The 18,784-nt window shown below is 44.5% G+C and carries 14 protein-coding genes; 6 read left to right on the top strand and 8 right to left on the bottom strand.

The features are described from left to right. The 8 genes from mshL to JV36_RS0108975 all read right to left on the bottom strand — a co-directional run bounded on the left by mshL (position 1) and on the right by JV36_RS0108975 (position 7,571). A complete protein-coding gene (mshL, locus tag JV36_RS0109010) occupies positions 1-1,776 on the bottom strand; it encodes a pilus (MSHA type) biogenesis protein MshL (protein ID WP_032094800.1) in 1,776 nt (591 codons plus the stop codon). Then, complete coding sequence (locus JV36_RS0109005) at positions 1,760-2,092, bottom strand: hypothetical protein (RefSeq protein ID WP_032094799.1); 333 nt, start codon at positions 2,090-2,092, stop codon at positions 1,760-1,762. The genes mshL and JV36_RS0109005 overlap by 17 nt, the downstream gene beginning before the upstream one ends. Then, positions 2,070-2,717, bottom strand: a complete 648-nt coding sequence (gene gspM, locus JV36_RS0109000; RefSeq protein ID WP_032094798.1) for a type II secretion system protein GspM — start codon at positions 2,715-2,717, stop codon at positions 2,070-2,072. The genes JV36_RS0109005 and gspM overlap by 23 nt, the downstream gene beginning before the upstream one ends. Next, positions 2,692-3,318: a PilN domain-containing protein gene (locus JV36_RS0108995; protein ID WP_032094797.1), complete on the bottom strand. Its 627-nt coding sequence runs from the start codon at positions 3,316-3,318 to the stop codon at positions 2,692-2,694. The genes gspM and JV36_RS0108995 overlap by 26 nt, the downstream gene beginning before the upstream one ends. After that, positions 3,315-4,229 carry a hypothetical protein gene (locus JV36_RS0108990; protein ID WP_032094796.1) on the bottom strand — a complete coding sequence of 305 codons (915 nt, stop codon included), beginning with the start codon at positions 4,227-4,229 and terminating at the stop codon, positions 3,315-3,317. Before JV36_RS0108990 ends, JV36_RS0108995 begins: the two co-directional genes overlap by 4 nt. Before the next feature lie 135 nt (positions 4,230-4,364). Next, on the bottom strand, positions 4,365-4,880 hold the full coding sequence (locus JV36_RS0108985; protein ID WP_032094795.1) for a hypothetical protein: 516 nt from the start codon (positions 4,878-4,880) through the stop codon (positions 4,365-4,367). Positions 4,881-5,102: 222 nt separating this feature from the next. After that, a complete protein-coding gene (gene glpD / locus JV36_RS0108980; RefSeq protein ID WP_032094794.1) occupies positions 5,103-6,638 on the bottom strand; it encodes a glycerol-3-phosphate dehydrogenase in 1,536 nt (511 codons plus the stop codon). Between the two features lie 174 nt (positions 6,639-6,812). After that, entirely contained in the window at positions 6,813-7,571 is a 759-nt protein-coding gene (locus tag JV36_RS0108975; protein ID WP_032094793.1) for a DeoR/GlpR family transcriptional regulator, read from the bottom strand. Between the two features lie 182 nt (positions 7,572-7,753). On the opposite strand from JV36_RS0108975, the gene glpK reads away from it, so the two are divergent. The 6 genes from glpK (at position 7,754) to JV36_RS0108945 (ending at position 18,637) form a co-directional block, all read left to right on the top strand. Continuing rightward, a complete protein-coding gene (gene glpK / locus JV36_RS0108970; RefSeq protein WP_032094832.1) occupies positions 7,754-9,238 on the top strand; it encodes a glycerol kinase GlpK in 1,485 nt (494 codons plus the stop codon). Positions 9,239-9,578: 340 nt separating this feature from the next. After that, positions 9,579-12,356, top strand: coding sequence for a TonB-dependent receptor (locus JV36_RS0108965; RefSeq protein WP_032094831.1), 2,778 nt, complete (start codon positions 9,579-9,581; stop codon positions 12,354-12,356). A gap of 108 nt (positions 12,357-12,464) precedes the next feature. Continuing rightward, on the top strand, positions 12,465-13,997 hold the full coding sequence (locus JV36_RS0108960; RefSeq protein WP_032094792.1) for a tryptophan halogenase family protein: 1,533 nt from the start codon (positions 12,465-12,467) through the stop codon (positions 13,995-13,997). A gap of 12 nt (positions 13,998-14,009) precedes the next feature. Beyond that, positions 14,010-14,774: a SapC family protein gene (locus JV36_RS0108955; RefSeq protein ID WP_032094791.1), complete on the top strand. Its 765-nt coding sequence runs from the start codon at positions 14,010-14,012 to the stop codon at positions 14,772-14,774. A gap of 19 nt (positions 14,775-14,793) precedes the next feature. Continuing rightward, positions 14,794-16,302: an SLC5 family protein gene (locus JV36_RS0108950; protein WP_032094790.1), complete on the top strand. Its 1,509-nt coding sequence runs from the start codon at positions 14,794-14,796 to the stop codon at positions 16,300-16,302. Between the two features lie 205 nt (positions 16,303-16,507). Further along, on the top strand, positions 16,508-18,637 hold the full coding sequence (locus JV36_RS0108945; RefSeq protein ID WP_032094789.1) for an alpha-galactosidase: 2,130 nt from the start codon (positions 16,508-16,510) through the stop codon (positions 18,635-18,637). The last annotated feature ends 147 nt before the right edge of the window (positions 18,638-18,784 follow it).

Genomic DNA, 18,784 nt, shown 5'->3' with positions numbered 1-18,784 from the left:
CTAGTTTTGATACCACTTATCTAATAAAGACTGAGTGCGCATTCGCTGCTTTTCCCATGAGTCAGGCTGCACAACGGAAGGGCGAAGAAGAATAACGAGCTCTCGCTTAGTCTGCGTTTTAGCAATATTTTTAAACATATTGCCCAACACGGGAATATCTCCTAAAAATGGCGTTTTAGACTCTTTCTCGTTGGTTACTGTTTCCATAAGACCGCCAATAACCACAATCTCGCCGTCGCGGGCTCGGATCACTGTGTCTGACTCTCTAATATTACTTTGTGCCAGGGGCAGCTGAATTTGCTGGTCGCCTACTTGAATAACTTTCGTTTGTTCTGCCGTCTCTGTTACCGAGGGGTGAACATGTAAAATAACCGAACCGCTTTTATCTATTTGCGGTGTAACGTCTAACGCAATACCTGAAAAGAACGGGGTAAGTTCGATATCGTTTTCATTTTGCGTCCCGGTAGCGTTTAAGTCTTCACTGGTAGATACATCGGTAACAAAATACTCATCTTGTCCTACCTTAATGACGGCCTTTTGATTGTTGGTTACCGTCACCCTGGGGTTACTGAGCATTTGCACATCACCTTGGGTTTGCAGCATATTAATCACGCCGTCGAAGTCGCCGCGAGCAATACGCAGGGTAGATACACCGCCGATGTCAGTAGAAATACTATTGCCAATACCATTTACTGCATTAATGGCTGGGTTAATACCCGCCGCGGTATTTGCAGCAAAATTTGTGGCAACGCTGCCGCCACTAAGACTAAAATTAAGACTTCCCGTTAGGCCGCTCGCTATACGATCCCATCGCACGCCCTGCTGATAACCATCGTTTAGGGTAACTTCAATTATTCTTGCCTCTAGCACAACCTGTCGCTGCAGACTTTCCTGGCTTTGCATGAGGAAATCTTTCACCACCGCAATCTCGCTAGGCAGCGCTTTGATAGTGACCAAGCCAGCTTGAGGAGACACCACAACGTGACGCCCGTCTGTCGGCGTTACCAGCACTTTAAGGGCCTCTTTTAAGTCTTTCCAGAAGTCGTTTTCACTGGTGGTCTGAATATTCGAGCCATTGAGCTGCTGAATATTATTTCCAGCCATCCCATTTTGTCCCATCATTCCGGCTTGACCATTACCGCCAATATTATTGTTGCCGTTAATGCCGTTTAAACCGCCATTATTCTGGTTGCCGTTATTTTGATCTTGCTCGCTTACACCACCGGCGATAACGCTCACATTTGATACGCCAAAGCGTTTAATCATTAGGAAATTAACGGGAATTGATTCGGTTTTAAGTTGCGCAGGCATAACCTGTATAACTTTTCCTTCTAAAAACACATCCAGTGGGTACATTCTTGAAACAATTTTCAAGACTTCGCTTAGCGCAACCTCTTTTAGCGTAAGACTTATTTGACCCGACACGTCAGGGTGAACCGCCACGCTGTAGGGCGTGTTAGTCACTAAGGCATCAAAAAACGGACGGACTTCAATAGCATTTGCCGAAACATCGAATGTATTTTGCTGCGATACAGCAGGTAATAGTTGAAATTGCTCTACGCCAGCGAGTAACTCATTGTTAAGCTGCGAGGGAGACATTCGCCTAGTTGAAGCGCTTTTTGTGGCATCAGGTTGAGCACTCTTATTTGAAGCGCTTAGCTCGTCGCGAATGTGCGGCTTAACTTCATCGCCCACTCCGTAGGTTTGGCAGCCAGCGATAACAAGAGCAAGTAAAAGTAATGTTGCTGTTGAAGCTAAGTTATTTTTTAATTTCATAGGAATACATTTTCAACGTCATTATCTGTCGTCCGTCATCAAGAACCACATCTTTGGGATTAATTTTAACGATGCGATGGTCGCCCACTGAATCACCTTCACGATAAGACCGACCGGAAATCACGGCGGTAAAACTGTCTTGTCGCTTTAAAATTGACTGAAGCCTAAGCGCTCCATCTTGCTCATCATTTGTTGCTCTTTGTGACACCCCAGAAATGGCAGGTTTAGTAGGGTCAACTTGGCTAGCAGCTGGCATTGAAAATACGGCAGCTAACACCATCAGCAGCCAGATTTTACAAAGAAATGAAGGTTTCATTATTACTTACCGTTGCCAAATGTAATGTGAGGATAGCGTTAGGGTATTCCTCTACAGTGTAGCGGAATTTAGTGACAACCACTTTTTCATCAGATGCCTGAATTCTCGCCAAATAGTCTCGCAAGTTAAAAAAGCTACCCTCTATTTTCAGCGTCATGTTATGCCTAAATAACGCCGCGCTTTGTAATTCCCCATCACCAAACTGCACGGTTTGCCTCGGCGCCACATTAAATTCCACCATTCTCACGTTGCCTTGCTCATTGAGTAAGGTGATGAGCAACTCAGGCATTTTATCCGCAGCAACAAAGCCATCGTTTAACGCGGATAATTGGGTATCTAATTCGAGAAGCTTCTTGTTTTCAATATCTATTTCACGCTTTGTTCTTGCCGCGTAATCCATAGAAAGCGCTTGATTTAGAGCATCCTTTTGAATAACCCGCGCACTAAGCTGACTCTCTTTGCGCACAAGGTCTTTGTCTAAACGGGCAAGTTTGTCTAATTGAGGGGAAATGCCAAACCAAAAAAATAAATACACAATAAGGGCTAAGCCAACCCAAAAAATGAGCTGCTTCTCTCTTAACTGAAGTTGAGCGTAAGCGCTAGAGAGCTTTTGCCACTGTGTCATCAGCCTCTCCATCAAAGTCAGTTGAAAGGGTAAATGTTTTTACGTCGCTATCGTCACTCTCATTCTCAAATTTTACCGTGGAGAACGTTTTGCCCTTAAAGAAAGTTGAACCCTGCAGTTTCTGTAACCACTGGGGAATAGCTGACGGCTTTATCGTATTACCCGTTAAACGAAGCTCATCACGTGTGATGGTGATCGACGTGAGCCAGAGATTCGGATTATGAAAATTTGCCAAGTCATCCATTACATTTTGATATTGCGTTGTGCGCAAAGACAACTCTCCGGTTTGCATATAGTCAAGCAGCTGCTCGCGGTTTTTAACTTTCACGCGCAGTGCATCTAGGTCTTTTTGCAAAGATTGAGTATCTCGCTTGGCCGCTAACTTATCTGTTAGCGTATTGATATCCTTATCAATGGCTTTGACTGACGCAGCAACGTCATCTGATTTTCGTTGCTTAAGCGCTATAAACTGGCCCATACCAACAGTGAGTACTGAGAGTAACAATAACGCAATGCCGTTCACCCACAGTACGGTGCTAAGCGGCAAGCGCTCTTTGCTTGGCAGCAGCGAGGGGTGATAAAGGTTAACGCTCTGTTTCATTGACGTTCACCCAACAAGTCTAATGCACTGGCCAAAGCGAAATGATTATCTGAATGCACCACATCGGAAAATAACAAATCGGTTTTAAATGGCGCCATTGCGGCTGGCTGGAAAGGTTTTAATTGCTCAATAACTGGCGCACAATCGAATTGGGTTTTAAACAGCACCTCTTTTAGCGGAGGCTGCTTAAGTTGTGATTCATAAAAATCCATTGAGCGCTGAATTTCCAACCCTAACGCATCGCTAAATTGCGTCATGTCTGTCTGCCCCTGCATTTTATCTACAAAACCTCGAAGTCGCCTTGCAAGCCAAATGACTTGGGAGCGAACAATCAGCAAAAAGGGTTCACTGTCGGGCTCTTGTATTATTAACAAACGGGCATATTCATCATCGGGCATCATAGATGTAGCGAGTACTTCTTTCACATGAATATGAGTAAGCACTTTCGCCTTTAGCTTAGTTAATGTGGATACAATATCAGCCATAGGCGCTCTTTCTGCTACAAAGACATTTACCTTTTTCTTCCCGCCTCTTGAGGCAGCAGGGTAGTCTATGTAATCAAGCACCATATTCGATGCATCAAAGGGTACCATCTCACTGATAGTCCATGGCAATGCAGTGCGTATATCTTCATCTGGCACATCGGGTTTATCGGTCTGTACTAACTGGTAGGCGTCTTGCTCTATCGCGATGGCCACGTGGCAATGAAGCTTGTCAAAGGAGGTAAGGTACTTACTGAGCTGCTCACCTATTGCCATTCCCTTTTCGAGCGGGTGTGATGTAGAGGAATGCAGTGAAGGCGTATCTCCCGATATATCAATGGCAACAACATGAAGCGCAGATGCACTAATAGACATACCCACTAAATGAGTATGGCTTTTTGTTGCTGAAGAGAAGAATCGAGTTAGCATATACCTTCTTATACGTAAATGGTCCCACAAGCATTTTGCCACCATAGCGCACGACAATGACAAGGTATACAGGCACTTAAAGAAAGTAGACTAATTATGTATGAATAACAAATAGATGCGCTATTTATTATTATCCTAAAGTTGAGGTTGTGTTACTTTGCCCAACCCTGGAAAGTAATCGAATTCACCACCTTTACTTATACTATAACGGCACCAATACTCGTTATCATTTCTTCTAACTGCTTCATCATTTGAAGCCGTGGAGTAAAAGCGCGCCTTTACATTAAAGCCATCCACCCTGAGTGGACTTCCCACCAACGATGTCCACACAGTTGCGCATCCCTCGTCGCTGTCCTGTGCTGATGGCCACCCTTTATGATTCATTCTGACAGGCTTTCTGTCTATTTCACTGCCAGTGTCATCAAAGTGTATAAGCATTATCATGGAGGTAGGTTGGCGAACTCGCCATTGATAGTGAGAAGAGATGGTGTGGCGCTCAAACTTTTGCGCTTGCTTTGAAAATGCCGTTAGCGTGGTATCGGGCTCACCGGTATACAGGTTGTTTATAAAAAAAACCAATACACCAATAAATACCACTACCGTTAATAGTTTGAATGCGGTTGAACGCGAATTATCTTGTCGCTTTTTCATTTTTCTAGCCCAATAACCATCTTATGCCCGCAAATTACAATTTGCTTATTTAAACGATTATCGGCCGCTTAAGCCAAAAGATAAAGTGATTGAGAGCGAGGTTCTGTCTGAGCGAGGTAGAAACTTTATCGATACGGGGCCTGAGCTTAGTCTGCTTTGGACCTAAGCTCGGCCTAGACTGCATCAAATCTGAACCTGATTTGAACCTTATTTAAAACTAAATCACGCGATTTCTCGCATTTCACTGCGCTGCTGCAGTGATGTTACTTTCCCCTCGATGTAGTGAGACAATACCTGCTTTTGTGCATCACTAAGACGCAAACCGTGCTTTGTACGACGCCACAACACGTCTTCCACGGTTTGCGCCCATTCGAAACTTATCAAATAATCTACTTCAGCTTGATATAGCTGTGCACCAAAATCTTGACCCAAGCCATCGACATTCGAAACGCCTGTCAGGAACTTGTGACAAAGCAGTCCGTATTGACGGACATAACGCTCGATTACCGAAGCTGACAACCAAGGATAGCTAGATTGCAGCTCGCTCTTCAGCGAGACTTTATCAGAAAATGCGCCGCCAGGAAGAGGTACTTCTTTTGTCCACGCTTTTTTCGCTCGCGGAAAACAAGACACCAGCTTATCTACCGCGTGTTCAGCTAATTTTCTATACGTGGTTATCTTGCCACCGAATATGTTGAGTAAAACAGGTTCGCCTGCTTCACCTTTAAGCTCAACTTTATAATCTCGGGTAAGCTCTTGCGCCGATGCATTTTTTTCCTCTAACAACGGACGAACGCCACTGTAGCTGTGAACAATATTGTCGGTAGTAATTTTTGTTTTAAAGTAGGTGTTCACTACATCCACTAGGTAGTCGGTTTCTTCCTGTGAAATCGCCGCATCTAATGGGTTTCCTTGAAAATCTTCATCAGTAGTGCCTACTAATGAGAAGTCTTCTTCGTAAGGAATAACAAAAACAATGCGACCGTCTTTGTTTTGGAGAATATAGGCTTCATCGGTGTCGTATAGTTTAGGCACAACAAAATGACTGCCTTTGACCATGCGCATTGCGTTAGGGTTTTTAATATCCACCAATCTGTCGAGGAACGATACCGCCCAAGGCCCTGCTGCATTAACAATCGACTTCGCTTTCACGGTAAACGTTTTACCTTGTTCGTTGCGTAAAACAACGTTCCACAATGCCCCCTCTTTCTGAGCACTCACACACTCAGTGCGCGTGTGTATGGTAGCGCCTTGATCTTGCGCTGCTATAGCGTTTAACACCACTAAGCGCGCATCGTCCACCCAACCGTCTGAATATTCAAAACACGTAGAAATATCTTTGACTAACGGCCCTTCGCTTGATGTTTTAAGCTTTTTAGAGCGGGCGAGTAAGTTACGTTTGGCAAGAGAGTCGTAAAGGAAAAGCCCGATTCTTATCATCCACGCTGGGCGTAAATGCTTTTGATGGGGCAAGCGAAAGCGCAATGGCCACATTATATGGGGCGCTTTTTGAAGTAGTACTTCGCGCTCTGCAAGCGCCTCTTTTACAAGGCGAAATTCATAATGCTCAAGATAGCGAAGACCACCGTGTACCAGTTTACTGCTAGACGAAGACGTTGCGCCTGCAAGGTCACCTTTTTCGCATAAGGTGACTGACAGCCCACGACCCGCTGCATCTAGTGCAACACCAACGCCGTTTACGCCCCCGCCAACTACTAATACATCAACAATGTTACTGTCTTCTTTACTCTTGCTCATCACTTACCCTTTAAGAACGAATCGCCTATGTGCTCATTTGACAACCAAAAAGAAATCATGTCAACACAAAACGAACATAAACGAACATTAAAAGAAAAAGTAGATGAACCAGTGTGAATTTATTCACTGCTAATAATGAGAGTGGTACAGGATGAAAAGGCAATAGCTCGATAGTTATGCTTTCACAAATTTGATGTTATTTTCTTCTATGATTTTTTTAATCGCTGGCGGTGGTGCTTGGTCGCAAACCAAGCAGTCAACTTGAGAGATATGACCCTGCTCAACCATAGCGCGGCGCTCAAACTTACTGTAATCAGCGGCTAAAATAACGTGCTGAGTATGCTCTAAAATGGCCTGAGATACTTTTACTTCACGAAAGTCGAAGTCGAGCAAAGCGCCATCAGCGCTAATTCCGCTGATACCGATAATGCCATAGTCCATTCTAAACTGGCTGATAAAATCGCAGGTAGCCTCACCAATGATACCGCCATCTCGATAGCGTACTTCACCAGCAGCAATAATGACTGAAAAGTCCTCTTTTGCAGATAAAATTGTGGCAACGTGAATGTTATTGGTGACAACGTGTAAATTGCTGTGGTTGAGTAACTTAGTGGCAATTAACTCTGTCGTCGTTCCTATATTGATAAATAAAGACGCCCCATCTGGGATCATAGCAGCGACTGCGTCGGCAATTTTTTCTTTTACATCGCTATTTTGAGTCTTGCGTTCTTGATAGGGCGTATTTTCCCAGCTGCGATTTAATCCAGCGCCACCGTGATAACGACTGATCACACCCGTGTGAGCAAGCTGATTCAAATCTCGTCTAATAGTTTGAGGCGTAACGGCACAGGTAGACACTAAATCATCAATAGACATAAAACCGTGTTGTTTTATTAGCGCGATTATTTTTTCGTGTCGTTGTGTTTGGTTCATTATGCTCCCTAAAGTAGGTCACCCTACTGTTACCTGTACATGCCACCTTAATAGTATACGTGGTTCCAATGTAAGTTCATACGTTCGTTCGAACATCACAATGTTCGTTTTCGAAAACACAGCATTGTTAAATAGAAGTAAATGATGCAAACTCTATGAAAATTATTTTCAAAGGTGACAGCATGAGTCAGTATCTTCTTGCCATTGATCAAGGCACAACCAGTTCTCGCAGTATTATTTTTTCTTCTAGTGGCAAGATTGAAGCTGTCGCACAACAAGAGTTTTCGCAAAAGTATCCTAAAGACGGCTGGGTAGAACACGAACCAGAGGAAATTTGGGAAAGCGTTCTATTTACTCTTAAAGATGTTTTTAAAAAGTGCTCACTTGCGCCATCGGATATTGCCTCAATTGGCATTACCAACCAACGTGAAACCACATTAGTGTGGAACAAGTCGACAGGTAAAACGGTATACCCCGCCATTGTATGGCAAGACCGACGCACCGCTCAGCAATGCCGAGACTTAAGCACTGATGAGGAGTTTGTCTCTTATATCAACTCCACCACAGGGCTTCTATTAGACCCCTATTTTTCAGCCACAAAAGTGGCGTGGATTTTAGACAACGTAGAAGGTGCAAGAGAACAGGCTGAAAACGGAGACTTGTTGTTTGGCACGGTAGACAGCTACTTGATATGGCGATTAACCGATGGTCAGTCGCATAAGACTGATGCCACTAATGCCTCTCGCACAATGCTATTTGATATTAATAAGCAGCAATGGGATAAACGTTTACTAGAGCGCTTTAATATTCCTAGCAGCATGTTACCAGAGGTAATGGATTGCGCCGCTGACTACGGCGTAATAAACGAGGAAATTTTAGGAAAAGCCATTCCTATACAAGGTGTAGCCGGCGATCAGCAAGCGGCGCTTGTAGGGCAGGCATGCTTTAAAAAGGGGATGGCGAAAAGCACCTACGGCACAGGTTGCTTCATGATCCTCAATACAGGAAACACTCCCCTTCAGTCTAAAAACAGACTGCTTACTACAGTTGGGTATCGCATTAATGGTGAAACCACTTATGCACTAGAGGGCAGTATTTTTATGGCCGGAGCCACAGTTCAGTGGCTACGAGATGGCCTCAAGCTGATTGGCGATGCCGCAGAATCTGAGGCATTAGCGCAACGTGCAAGACAAGACAACGGCGTGTTCTTAGTACCCGCCTTTACTGGATTAGGCGCTCCCTATTGGGATCCGGATGCCCGAGGCGCAATTTTGGGTCTTACTCGAGATACGGGTATCAGTGAAATTGTCGCAGCAGGCTTGCAATCGGTTTGCTATCAAACCAAAGATCTTCAAAAAGCCATGGAAAGTGATGGCGCGCGGCCTACCAACATTCGCGTAGATGGCGGTATGTCTCAAAACGATTGGGTAATGGGCTTTCTTTCTGACGTGCTAGGTGCAGAAGTTGAAAGACCCGAGGTCACTGAAACTACGGCACTAGGCGCCGCGTTCCTTGCTGGTTTGCAACACGGTATTTTTGACTCCATCGATGACTTAACCCAGTGCTGGAAAAGCGACAGAGTATTTACCCCTCGTTTATCGAAAGCAGAACGGGATCAAGCCTATGGTGGTTGGAAAGAAGCTGTAGAGCGAATTCGCTGTAACTAAAACTCCTTATTTTTCCAAATGTTAATAAAGCGTTGTAATAAGATGTCCTTTTTTTATACAAAAAAAGTTTTTATAACATTGTAATTACATTGTCTTTTTGTGCTAGTATTGAAAACAAGGTAAACGTTTCACCTATTACCTTGTAAAAATTAGCGTATATTTTTCATAATGTTACAAAATTAAAATTAGAAAAATATAGCACTCAATGTGTAAAAGTAATGTTAACAAGCTCGAAAGGCGCGCACTAAAACGTAATTTGAGTGAAAAATACGTTAATACGTAGCCTACTCACGGAGAAAACACAGTGACACATAAAACAAACACATCACAATTCAGCCCAATGGCAAAACGCTCCCTATTGGGTGTTGCTATCGCTGCTGCCCTGCATTCGCCCATCGTGTTGGCGCAAGATTCTGCGTCACAAAATGTAAAAGATGCACCCGTTGAAATTATTGAAGTGCGCGGCATTGTTAGCAGTTTAAAACGCGCAATGGCCGACAAGAAAGAAAACCTAGCCGTTTCCGATGGCATTGCTGCCGAAGACTTAGGCAAATTTCCAGACCTTAACGTTGCAGAGTCATTGCAACGTATCACTGGTGTGTCGATAGACAGAAACGGTGGTGAAGGCCAACAAGTAACAGTTCGTGGTTTTGGCCCACAGTTCAATACAGTTTTAGTGAATGGTCGTCAGCTAGCAACCGATGCAGCTGGTCGTGCCTTTAACTTTGATATTCTTGCTGCTGATCAAATTACGGGCGCAAGTATTTATAAAAGTGCTGTTGCCAACCTACAATCTGGTGGTATCGGCTCAACAATAAATATCTCTACTGCTCGTCCATTCAACTACGATGGTTTCCAAGCGGTTGGTATGGTGAAAGGCATGTACGAAAGCCTTTCTGAAGAAACCTCGCCACAAGCCTCGTTTTTAGTTAGCAACACTTTTGCTGATGACAAATTTGGTGTACTTCTTGCCGCTTCACATCAAGAACGCCAAGTTCAGATAAACCGTATTCAAACGGCAGGCTGGCGTCCAGGTCTTACTCTGTCTAACAGAAACGATGGCATTATTGCGGATAACGTATACCTTCCTCGAAACTGGGATCAGCTTGTTGATCAGCAAGACAGAACACGTACTAACGTTTCACTTGTTGCGCAATACGCGCCTTCAGATGACGTAACAATTACACTAGACGGCTTTGTGTCTAAGTTCGAAGTAGACTCACAAGTGACAGATTTAGCATCATGGTTTGAGCCTGATCGCGTAGGCTCTGCACAAATCTCTGATAATGGAACTGCGATACAGTTCACTCAAGAAATTGACTTACACCAAGGTAGCGGTAACCCAGCGTCTGACTTTGTGTCATCAAGCCGTGGCGTTCGTGATGTGACTACTGAAGGCTTCGGTATCAACGTTGAATGGCAGGTAAGTGATGCATTATCAGCAACCTTCGATATCTCTAATTCAACAACTGAAAACGACATTGCAGGCGAAGGCCGTTTTAACGTTGTAGGTATTATTAACAACTACTCGTTTGACGGAACTGGCAGTACGCCAACGGTTGCACACGATGGTTTTGGTAATGGCCAACTACCTGACATTTCTCTTAACCGTCTTCACTACAATGACTTAGGGAATACCCAAGCGACTGAAGATGAAGTGACTGAATACAAAGCAGACTTCACCTATATTTCTGACTCAGATGTGTTCCGCAAAGCTGACTTCGGTATTTTATTATCTGAGCGTGAGAAGTATGTTTACCAAGAATTTGGTTCACAATGCGCATTCTGTGGTTACGCGACACCTGCGCCAGTTGATGAATTAAACATCCGTCCGTTTACGGCTCAAAACTTCTTCAGCGGACTAATTGATACATGGTACACCTACGATGGTGATGCATACCTTGACTTTTTAGCATCACAAGGTGCGCCAGTAATCCCAACATTACAGCCAAACTACTACAACATTGAAGAAGACGTAACGGCGCTTTACGCACAATTTGAGTTCGGCTATGACATTGGCGATATGCCGCTTACTATGAACTTCGGTGCTCGCTACGAAGAAACCGACGTTGCAGTATCAGCAGTACAAGCGTTCATCTCGGATGTTGTACCTACCACCGATTTAACATTGTTTGCGAATCGATTTGCTCCGGCTAATGACATTACCGGTACCTCGTCGTACTCAAACTTGCTACCTAGCTTGAACGTGAAGTTAGAAGTGCAGGAAGATATGTTGGTTCGCTTCTCTCGCTACGACTCACTAACTCGTCCAACAATGGCACAGATGTCGCCAGCGACAACATTTAACGAGCCGCGTAGACAGAATCTACAGGCGAGTGGCGGTAACCCTGGACTGCAACCTTTTGAAGCAGAGAACTGGGATTTATCGTTTGAATGGTATTACAGTGACGATTCAGTTTTCTCTTTTGCATTCTTCAGCAAAGACGTTCAAAACTTTATCGTAACGCTATCGGGTGATGAAATTTATTCAATGACTGATAGAAGCGCTGCTAATGGTTACCGTTGTGCAGAAGCAAACTGTGCTGAAGGTTTATCGTTAGACGCGCAAAACCCTGACCGCGATGTGGTTGCAGAGACTGAAGAATTGAACGGCGAGAGTGAGGTTTATACCGTTACTCGTCCTCAAAACGGTGAAACAGCAACAGTTAACGGTTACGAAATTGCGCTAACTCACATTTGGGATAACGGTTTCGGTGTTACTGCGAACGCGACGGTAGTAAACAGTGATATAGGTGTTAGTGGCGACACTGCACAAACGTTTGCCTTACCAGGCCTTGGTGATTCGCAAAACCTCATTGTGTTCTATGAGCGTGACGCGTTCCAAGCCCGTGTTGCATTCAACAACAGAGAGTCATTCTTGTTTGCACTTGATAACACGTCTGTTGGCGGTGCTACTGGCGAGCCGGTGACTACTGAAACTTACGGTCAGTGGGATGTGAGTGCTAGCTACGACATCAATGAAAACTTCTCAGTATTCTTTGAAGGTATCAACGTGACTGAGGAAGAACTTACTCAAGTTGGTCGCTTCCCAGATCAAATTTATTCAATTGAAGATAATGGCTCTCGTTACGCAGTAGGTATTCGAGGCTCATTCTAATAGTGTGTGTTTTGGCAGGGTGAAAACCCTGCCTTTTATTCACAAGCTTATTGGAAAATGAATAAGTTTATGAATAAATGTAGCAAAACAAATTGGCAGTAATCTCTCATGAATTTTTCGACCAACACATCATCCAAACAACGTATTGTCATTGTTGGCGGTGGCACTGCAGGTTGGCTAACTGCAGCCATTGTTGCGGCAAAACACAAAGTGGCGAAAGGTCAGTGTGGTTTAGACATCACCCTAGTTGAGTCTAGCGATATTCCTACCGTAGGCGTTGGCGAAGGCACTTGGCCTACCATGCGAAATACGTTGAAAGACATAGGGTTGTCAGAAAAAGAAGTATTCAAGCGATGCTCTGCAGCATTTAAACAAGGCGGCAAATTTGTTAACTGGGTAAATGGCAATGGCGACTTTTATTATCATCCCTTCACCGTACCGCTAGGGTATGGCCGTGTTGAAATGGCACCTTATATTAATAACATTGCCGACTTTGCTAATACTACCAACTTCCAGCAGCACGTATGCGAGCAGAATATGGCGCCGCGTACGCTGAATGAAGAAGAATACAGTAGCGCACAATCAAACTACGCCTACCACCTAGACGCAGGTGCATTTGCCGACATGCTAAAGTCTTTTTGCAAAGAAGAGTTGGGCGTGCAGCATAAAGTTGCCACCGTTGAGCAAGTGTCGGCGACCTCGTCAGAGCATATAGAAAGTATTACGCTGGATGACAACAGCACGCTTCATGCAGACCTCTTCGTAGACTGCTCTGGTTTTCGCTCTATGCTGCTAGGCGAAGCACTTCAAGAGCCCGTAGTGTCTGCAAACGATGTACTGTTTAACAACTCTGCAATCGCGCTACATGTACCTTACGAAGATGACTTTGAGATTAAGCCATACACGCAAGCTACCGCTCAGGAAGCCGGGTGGATATGGGATATTGGCCTCTCTTCTCGAAGAGGCGTGGGTCACGTTTACTCCACTGACTTTACCGATGATGGGCGGGCTGAAGAGTTGCTCCGTCGCTATGTGGGTGATGAAAAGGGCAAGCTAAATGCACGTGTTATTCGGTTTGACTCAGGTTATAAAAAGAGAATTTGGAAAGGTAATTGTATCGGTATTGGTTTGTCCGCTGGCTTTGTTGAGCCTCTAGAAGCCACAGCACTTATGCTAATAGAAATCTCAGCGAGGTATATTGCCGAGCAAATGCCGACGCCAGCTTCAGCAATGCCAATAATTAGCCAGCGCTTTAACAAACAAATGCAGTACAGATGGCAACGTATTATCGACTTTTTAAAGCTGCACTACATTTTCAACCAACGTAACGAGCCATACTGGCAAGCCAATCGAGACATTGCGTCAATTCCTGATTCGTTGAAAGAAGATCTCGAAATTTGGAAGTATCGTGGGCCGCAAATAGCTGATTTTTCAGCAGCAATAGAACTATTTCCCGCTGCAAGCTATCAGTACGTGCTTTATGGAATGGGCTTCTCACCTGATTTCTCACTGCAGTCGCATTTTTATACCGAACGGGACTTAGCTGACAAAGTCATGAAACAGAATCAACTGATAACACAGCAAAAACTGAGTAGCTTACCGAATCATAGAGACTACATAGAGCAGTGGTTAGCTAGCTAAAAGAGAATAAGAATGCCAAATTTTGAAGTTTTAACTGCTGATAAACACAGCGATGTTCGTGTCGACGAAGACAAGTTAGCCAAGACATTTGCTAACTTCCACTTAGTTAATATAGAGATTAAAGAAGCGGTTCAAGCCTCTAGTGAATACCCACTTTTTTTCAGTAAAGTGAGTAATCAGCAGCGCTGGACTATTTCAGCACTTTGCGGCTTTGCGCCGAAAGAAAACGTGTTTGAAACTCAAGGCACATGGCTTGCGCACGTTACACCGATAAGTTTGCGTACCTTGCCCTTCACCTTGAGTTTTGAAAGCAACCCCACGACTCCCGAAACCTTGTTGGATATGGATTCACCGGCAGTTGCGAAAAACAATACTGAAAAAGACAGTGGAGACGCCTTGTTCTTATCAAGTGGTCGTCCAACTGCTTATTTAGATAATAAACAAAAACTGCTTAAAGAGCGCGTTGATGCAATGCAGCAAACTGCATCCTTGTTAAGTGAGCTTGCTGAGTTAGCGCTTATTCAACCTACCGACTTACTGATTGAATATGCAGATAAAACGCAGCAGCGCGTTGGCGGCCTAGCCATGCTTAACGAAGAACGGCTCCAACAGCTCTCACCAGAAACGCTCTCTGCTCTCAATAAGAAAGGGTTGCTCTCAGTTCTATTTAATATTCTGGGCTCAGTGTTTCAAATAAACCGTGTTATTAGGCTCCACAACACAAAATTCCCTACTCGCCTCATAAGCAATGTGAAGTTCGAGATTAGCAAACCGTAATTTTTCTAGGAGTACGTGAATGTTTTCCAGCACGATTCAAGTGTCTGTTTTTGTGTTCGTTACCGCGCTAATTGGTTTTTTAACGTATTTGAGTTGTCGTGGACAAAATAGAAATGCGCAAAACCAAAACCGTGAGTTCTTTCTTGCCGGTGGCGGATTAGCCTGGTATTTCATAGCGGGCAGTATTACGTTAACAAACTTAAGTACCGATCAACTTGTTGGTATGAACGGAAACCAAATGGCGCTTCTCTCGCTGTGGGAGTTTTCTGCGGTGGTTGGTTTATTTGTATTGGCAAAAGTGTTTCTTCCTGTTTACTACAAGTTTAAATGCACTACGACTACCGAATTGCTAGAGCTTCGGTATAACGATAAGCACATTCGTGCAGTGATCAGCGTATTATTTTTTGCGGGCAGCGCACTTATCTTTTGTCCAGCGGTCATTTATTCTGGCTCCCTATTTATGCAATCAATGTTTAATGTAGAGCTACCATTGATGTATATCGCGGTTATCTTTGTGGTTGTTGGCGCACTGTATGCCATCTTTGGCGGCCTACGAGCTGTTGCCGTTTCAGATACTTACTCCGGTGTTCTGCTGCTGACCATGGCGGTAATTGTTTTGATTCTCGCGTTACAAGCCATTGATTACAACTTTGACGGTATTCCACAAGAACGCCTTACGCTTATCGGCGATAATGACTCCCCTATTCCATGGCACACCCTGCTAACGGGCATGATTTTTATTCAGATGTTTTACTGGGGTACGAATCAGGTAATTACGCAACGAGCGATGGCCGCGCCATCGTTAAAAGAGGCGCAAAAAGGTGTATTCGCAGCAGCAGGCATTCGTTTATTAATTGTTCCTGCAATCATCGTGATTCCTGGCATAGTGTCTTACAAGTTGTTCGGCGACATTGGCGATAGTGCCTACGGCAAGATTGTAGCAACCGTTCTTCCAGACTGGTTATCCGGTGTATTTGCTGCGGCAATGGCAGCGGCAGTACTGACTACCTTTAACAGCAACCTGAACTCAGCCACTGCGCTTTATGTTTGCGATATTCATGAGAGTTACGTTAACAAAACGCCTAACGTACCTAAATTAAGCGGTTACGTTACTGTATTACTGTGTTTAATTTCATTAGCGCTGATCCCTGTTTATCAGCAGGCCGACAGTATTATCAATCTAGTACAGAAACTTTATGGTCTATTAAGTATGCCAATCCTTTCTGTGTTCATTGTTGGTCTCTTGTTTAGAAACGTTCATGCGTTTGCTGCTATTGGCGCTGTTACCTTTGGCGTTTCTTTTTATGCATTTGTCAGTTTTGAAGCATCGCCGTTTTACGCACCATTTGGCTTGCATTATATCCACCTTATGTTTGCAACGCTTATAGGCTGTGTGTCATTCGCACTCATTGTGAACAGGGTCATCTTTAGACAAAAAGCGGAATTTTCAATGGCGCTAAATAGCGATAGTCCTTTTGAAGCAAGCACTATTGAAAATCAAAGCACTGTTGAAAACAAAAACGCCTAGCTTTTCTGTAAGTATCTTTTAAGAGGGTACGCTGCGTACCCTCTTTTGTTTATCAAGCGATGCATTAACTATGCTTTGTTGTTGCTAGAGAACTTTTGCGCTGGATTGACGTTACTGCCACGTACTATTTCGCTCTCTTTTTCGCACAATGGATAGCTAATCCGCCAGCATCTGTGTTCAACCTATTTTTAACGCCGAGGTTTATATGTCTTCTTCACCTTCATTCGTAAGATTATGTAATGAGTTCACAACGCTCATCTTTGACTGCCAAGGCCGTATGCCAAAAGTCATCTATTACGGCGCCCCACTCAGCGATTCCACCACGCCTGAAATGCTCAGTATTTTAAACACCCGTCAAGAAGCCAAGTGTGCACCGGTTATCGAGCCTCCTATCAGCTTGGTGCCTACTCATGGTGAAGGATGGACCGGACAACCAGGCCTTGAAGTGTCTGGCGATAAAGACCAATGGTCTGCCGGCTTTAGCCTTGTAGAAACAAAACAGAACGGCACGTCAGTAGAATTTGTTGGTGAAGACCAACGTAGAGGCATGCGACTAGTTACAACGGTGAGTTTAGACGCCAATACTACCGTAGCGTCTTTTTGCTCGCGTATAGAAAATACGGGTGACACAGCGCTTCACCTTGGCTATTTAAATGCTGCAAGCCTGCCGCTTCCAACTTTGGTTAATAAAATTAAAACCTTTGAAGGTAGATGGTCAGCAGAATTTCAAACAAGCGATCACGACCTCTTTTTTGGCAGTTACGTGAGAGAAAACCGCCGCGGTAAAACCTCCCACGACACCTTCCCAGGTTTAATTGCCTACCCTCAAGGCACGGGGGAATTGCAGGGTGAATGTTACGGCTACCACTTAGGTGCATCAGCCAATCACAAATTGCGTGCAGAGCTTATGGCAGATGGTAGAAGCTATGTCCAGTTTGGCGAATTATTGTTCCCAGGTGAAGTCGTACTTTGTGAAGGTGAAAGCTATACCACCCCCGTTTTGTACACCGGCTTTGGCAGTGATGGTTTCTCCTCTCTTTCACAGCAGTTTCATCAATATATACGTAGCAATATTTTGCAGCACAGCGCTGAGTCTAAGCCTCGCCCTGTGCATTACAACACGTGGGAAGGCATTTATTTCGACCACGACGAAGCAACCTTAAAAGCCCTTGCTGACAAGGTGGCGCCGTTGGGGATTGAGCGTTTTGTGCTTGATGACGGCTGGTTCAAGGGCCGACGTCATGACAAAGCAGGCCTTGGCGACTGGTTTGTAGATGAAGAGATTTATCCAGAGGGGCTTGACGGGTTAATAGACCACGTAACGGGGTTGGGAATGGAGTTTGGCATTTGGTTTGAACCTGAAATGGTGAACCCAGATAGTGACCTGTATCGCAATCATCCTGAATGGGCACTGCAAAGTGAAAACAATCCTCACGTGCCGTTTAGAAATCAGTATGTACTTGATCTGACCAACACCGACGTTGTTGAATATCTGTATAAGGTGATTACCGATATACTCGCCGCCTACCCTAAAATTAGCTACATTAAATGGGATATGAACCGCGACGTTAATCACCCTGGTAATCTGCACGGCAAGCCTGCCATGCATGGCCAAATGGCAGCGCTATATGCGCTAATCGACCGCGTAAAGGGCGCACACCCAGGGCTTGAAATTGAGAGCTGCTGCTCGGGCGGTGGACGTATCGACTTAGGCATACTTCCTCATACTGATCGCTTTTGGACCTCAGATTCAAACGATGCCTTAGATAGGCTGTATATTCAGCGTGGCTGCTCATTCTTTTTCCCCTCAGAGGTAATGGGTGCCCATGTAGGCCCACGTGACTGCCACATTACCGGTAGACACTTACCCATCGAAATTCGTTCTGCTGTCGCAATGTTTGGCCACATGGGTATTGAAATGGACCCTCGTGAACTGACTGAGCACGAAGAAAGCGTACTTACCGACGCCATTTCACTTTATAAGCGCATACGTCCCCTTACTCATAGCGGCGACTTGTTCCGCATGGATGACGATGGCCTCAACGTTAAGTTTGGTTATGTGTCTAAGAATAAAGAGGAAGGTGTTTTTGCTTATAACAGTGTACAAGAAACCCGTCGTACTACCCCTACTCGCTTCTACTTTGCTGGGCTAGATGCCAATAAGCAATATGCGGTTGAAAGAGTGTGGCCTGAGGTACTCAAAGAGTACACGCCCTCTATCTTACAACAGCTAGATGGAAAGGTTTTTACTGGTGAGGTGCTAATGAAGTACGGCATGCAGTTACCCGTGCTCTTCCCAGAAACAGCGCTTATCTATTCAGTGAAAGCGGTGTAAATCGAAAAAACTAACAGCCTGAACGTTATGTTTACTGCGTTCAGGCTGTTTTTAATAAAACGGCTTTAAGCCTAATGCCGATCAGTTAAGAAATATTTTAGCGATCGGTTGACCGATCTTTTATAGATGCAAAAATCCGATGAGCAT

It is taken from the genome of Alteromonas sp. LOR, from assembly GCF_000753865.1.
Lineage (GTDB): Bacteria > Pseudomonadota > Gammaproteobacteria > Enterobacterales > Alteromonadaceae > Alteromonas.
This window is presented reverse-complemented; position numbering and strand designations above follow the sequence as displayed.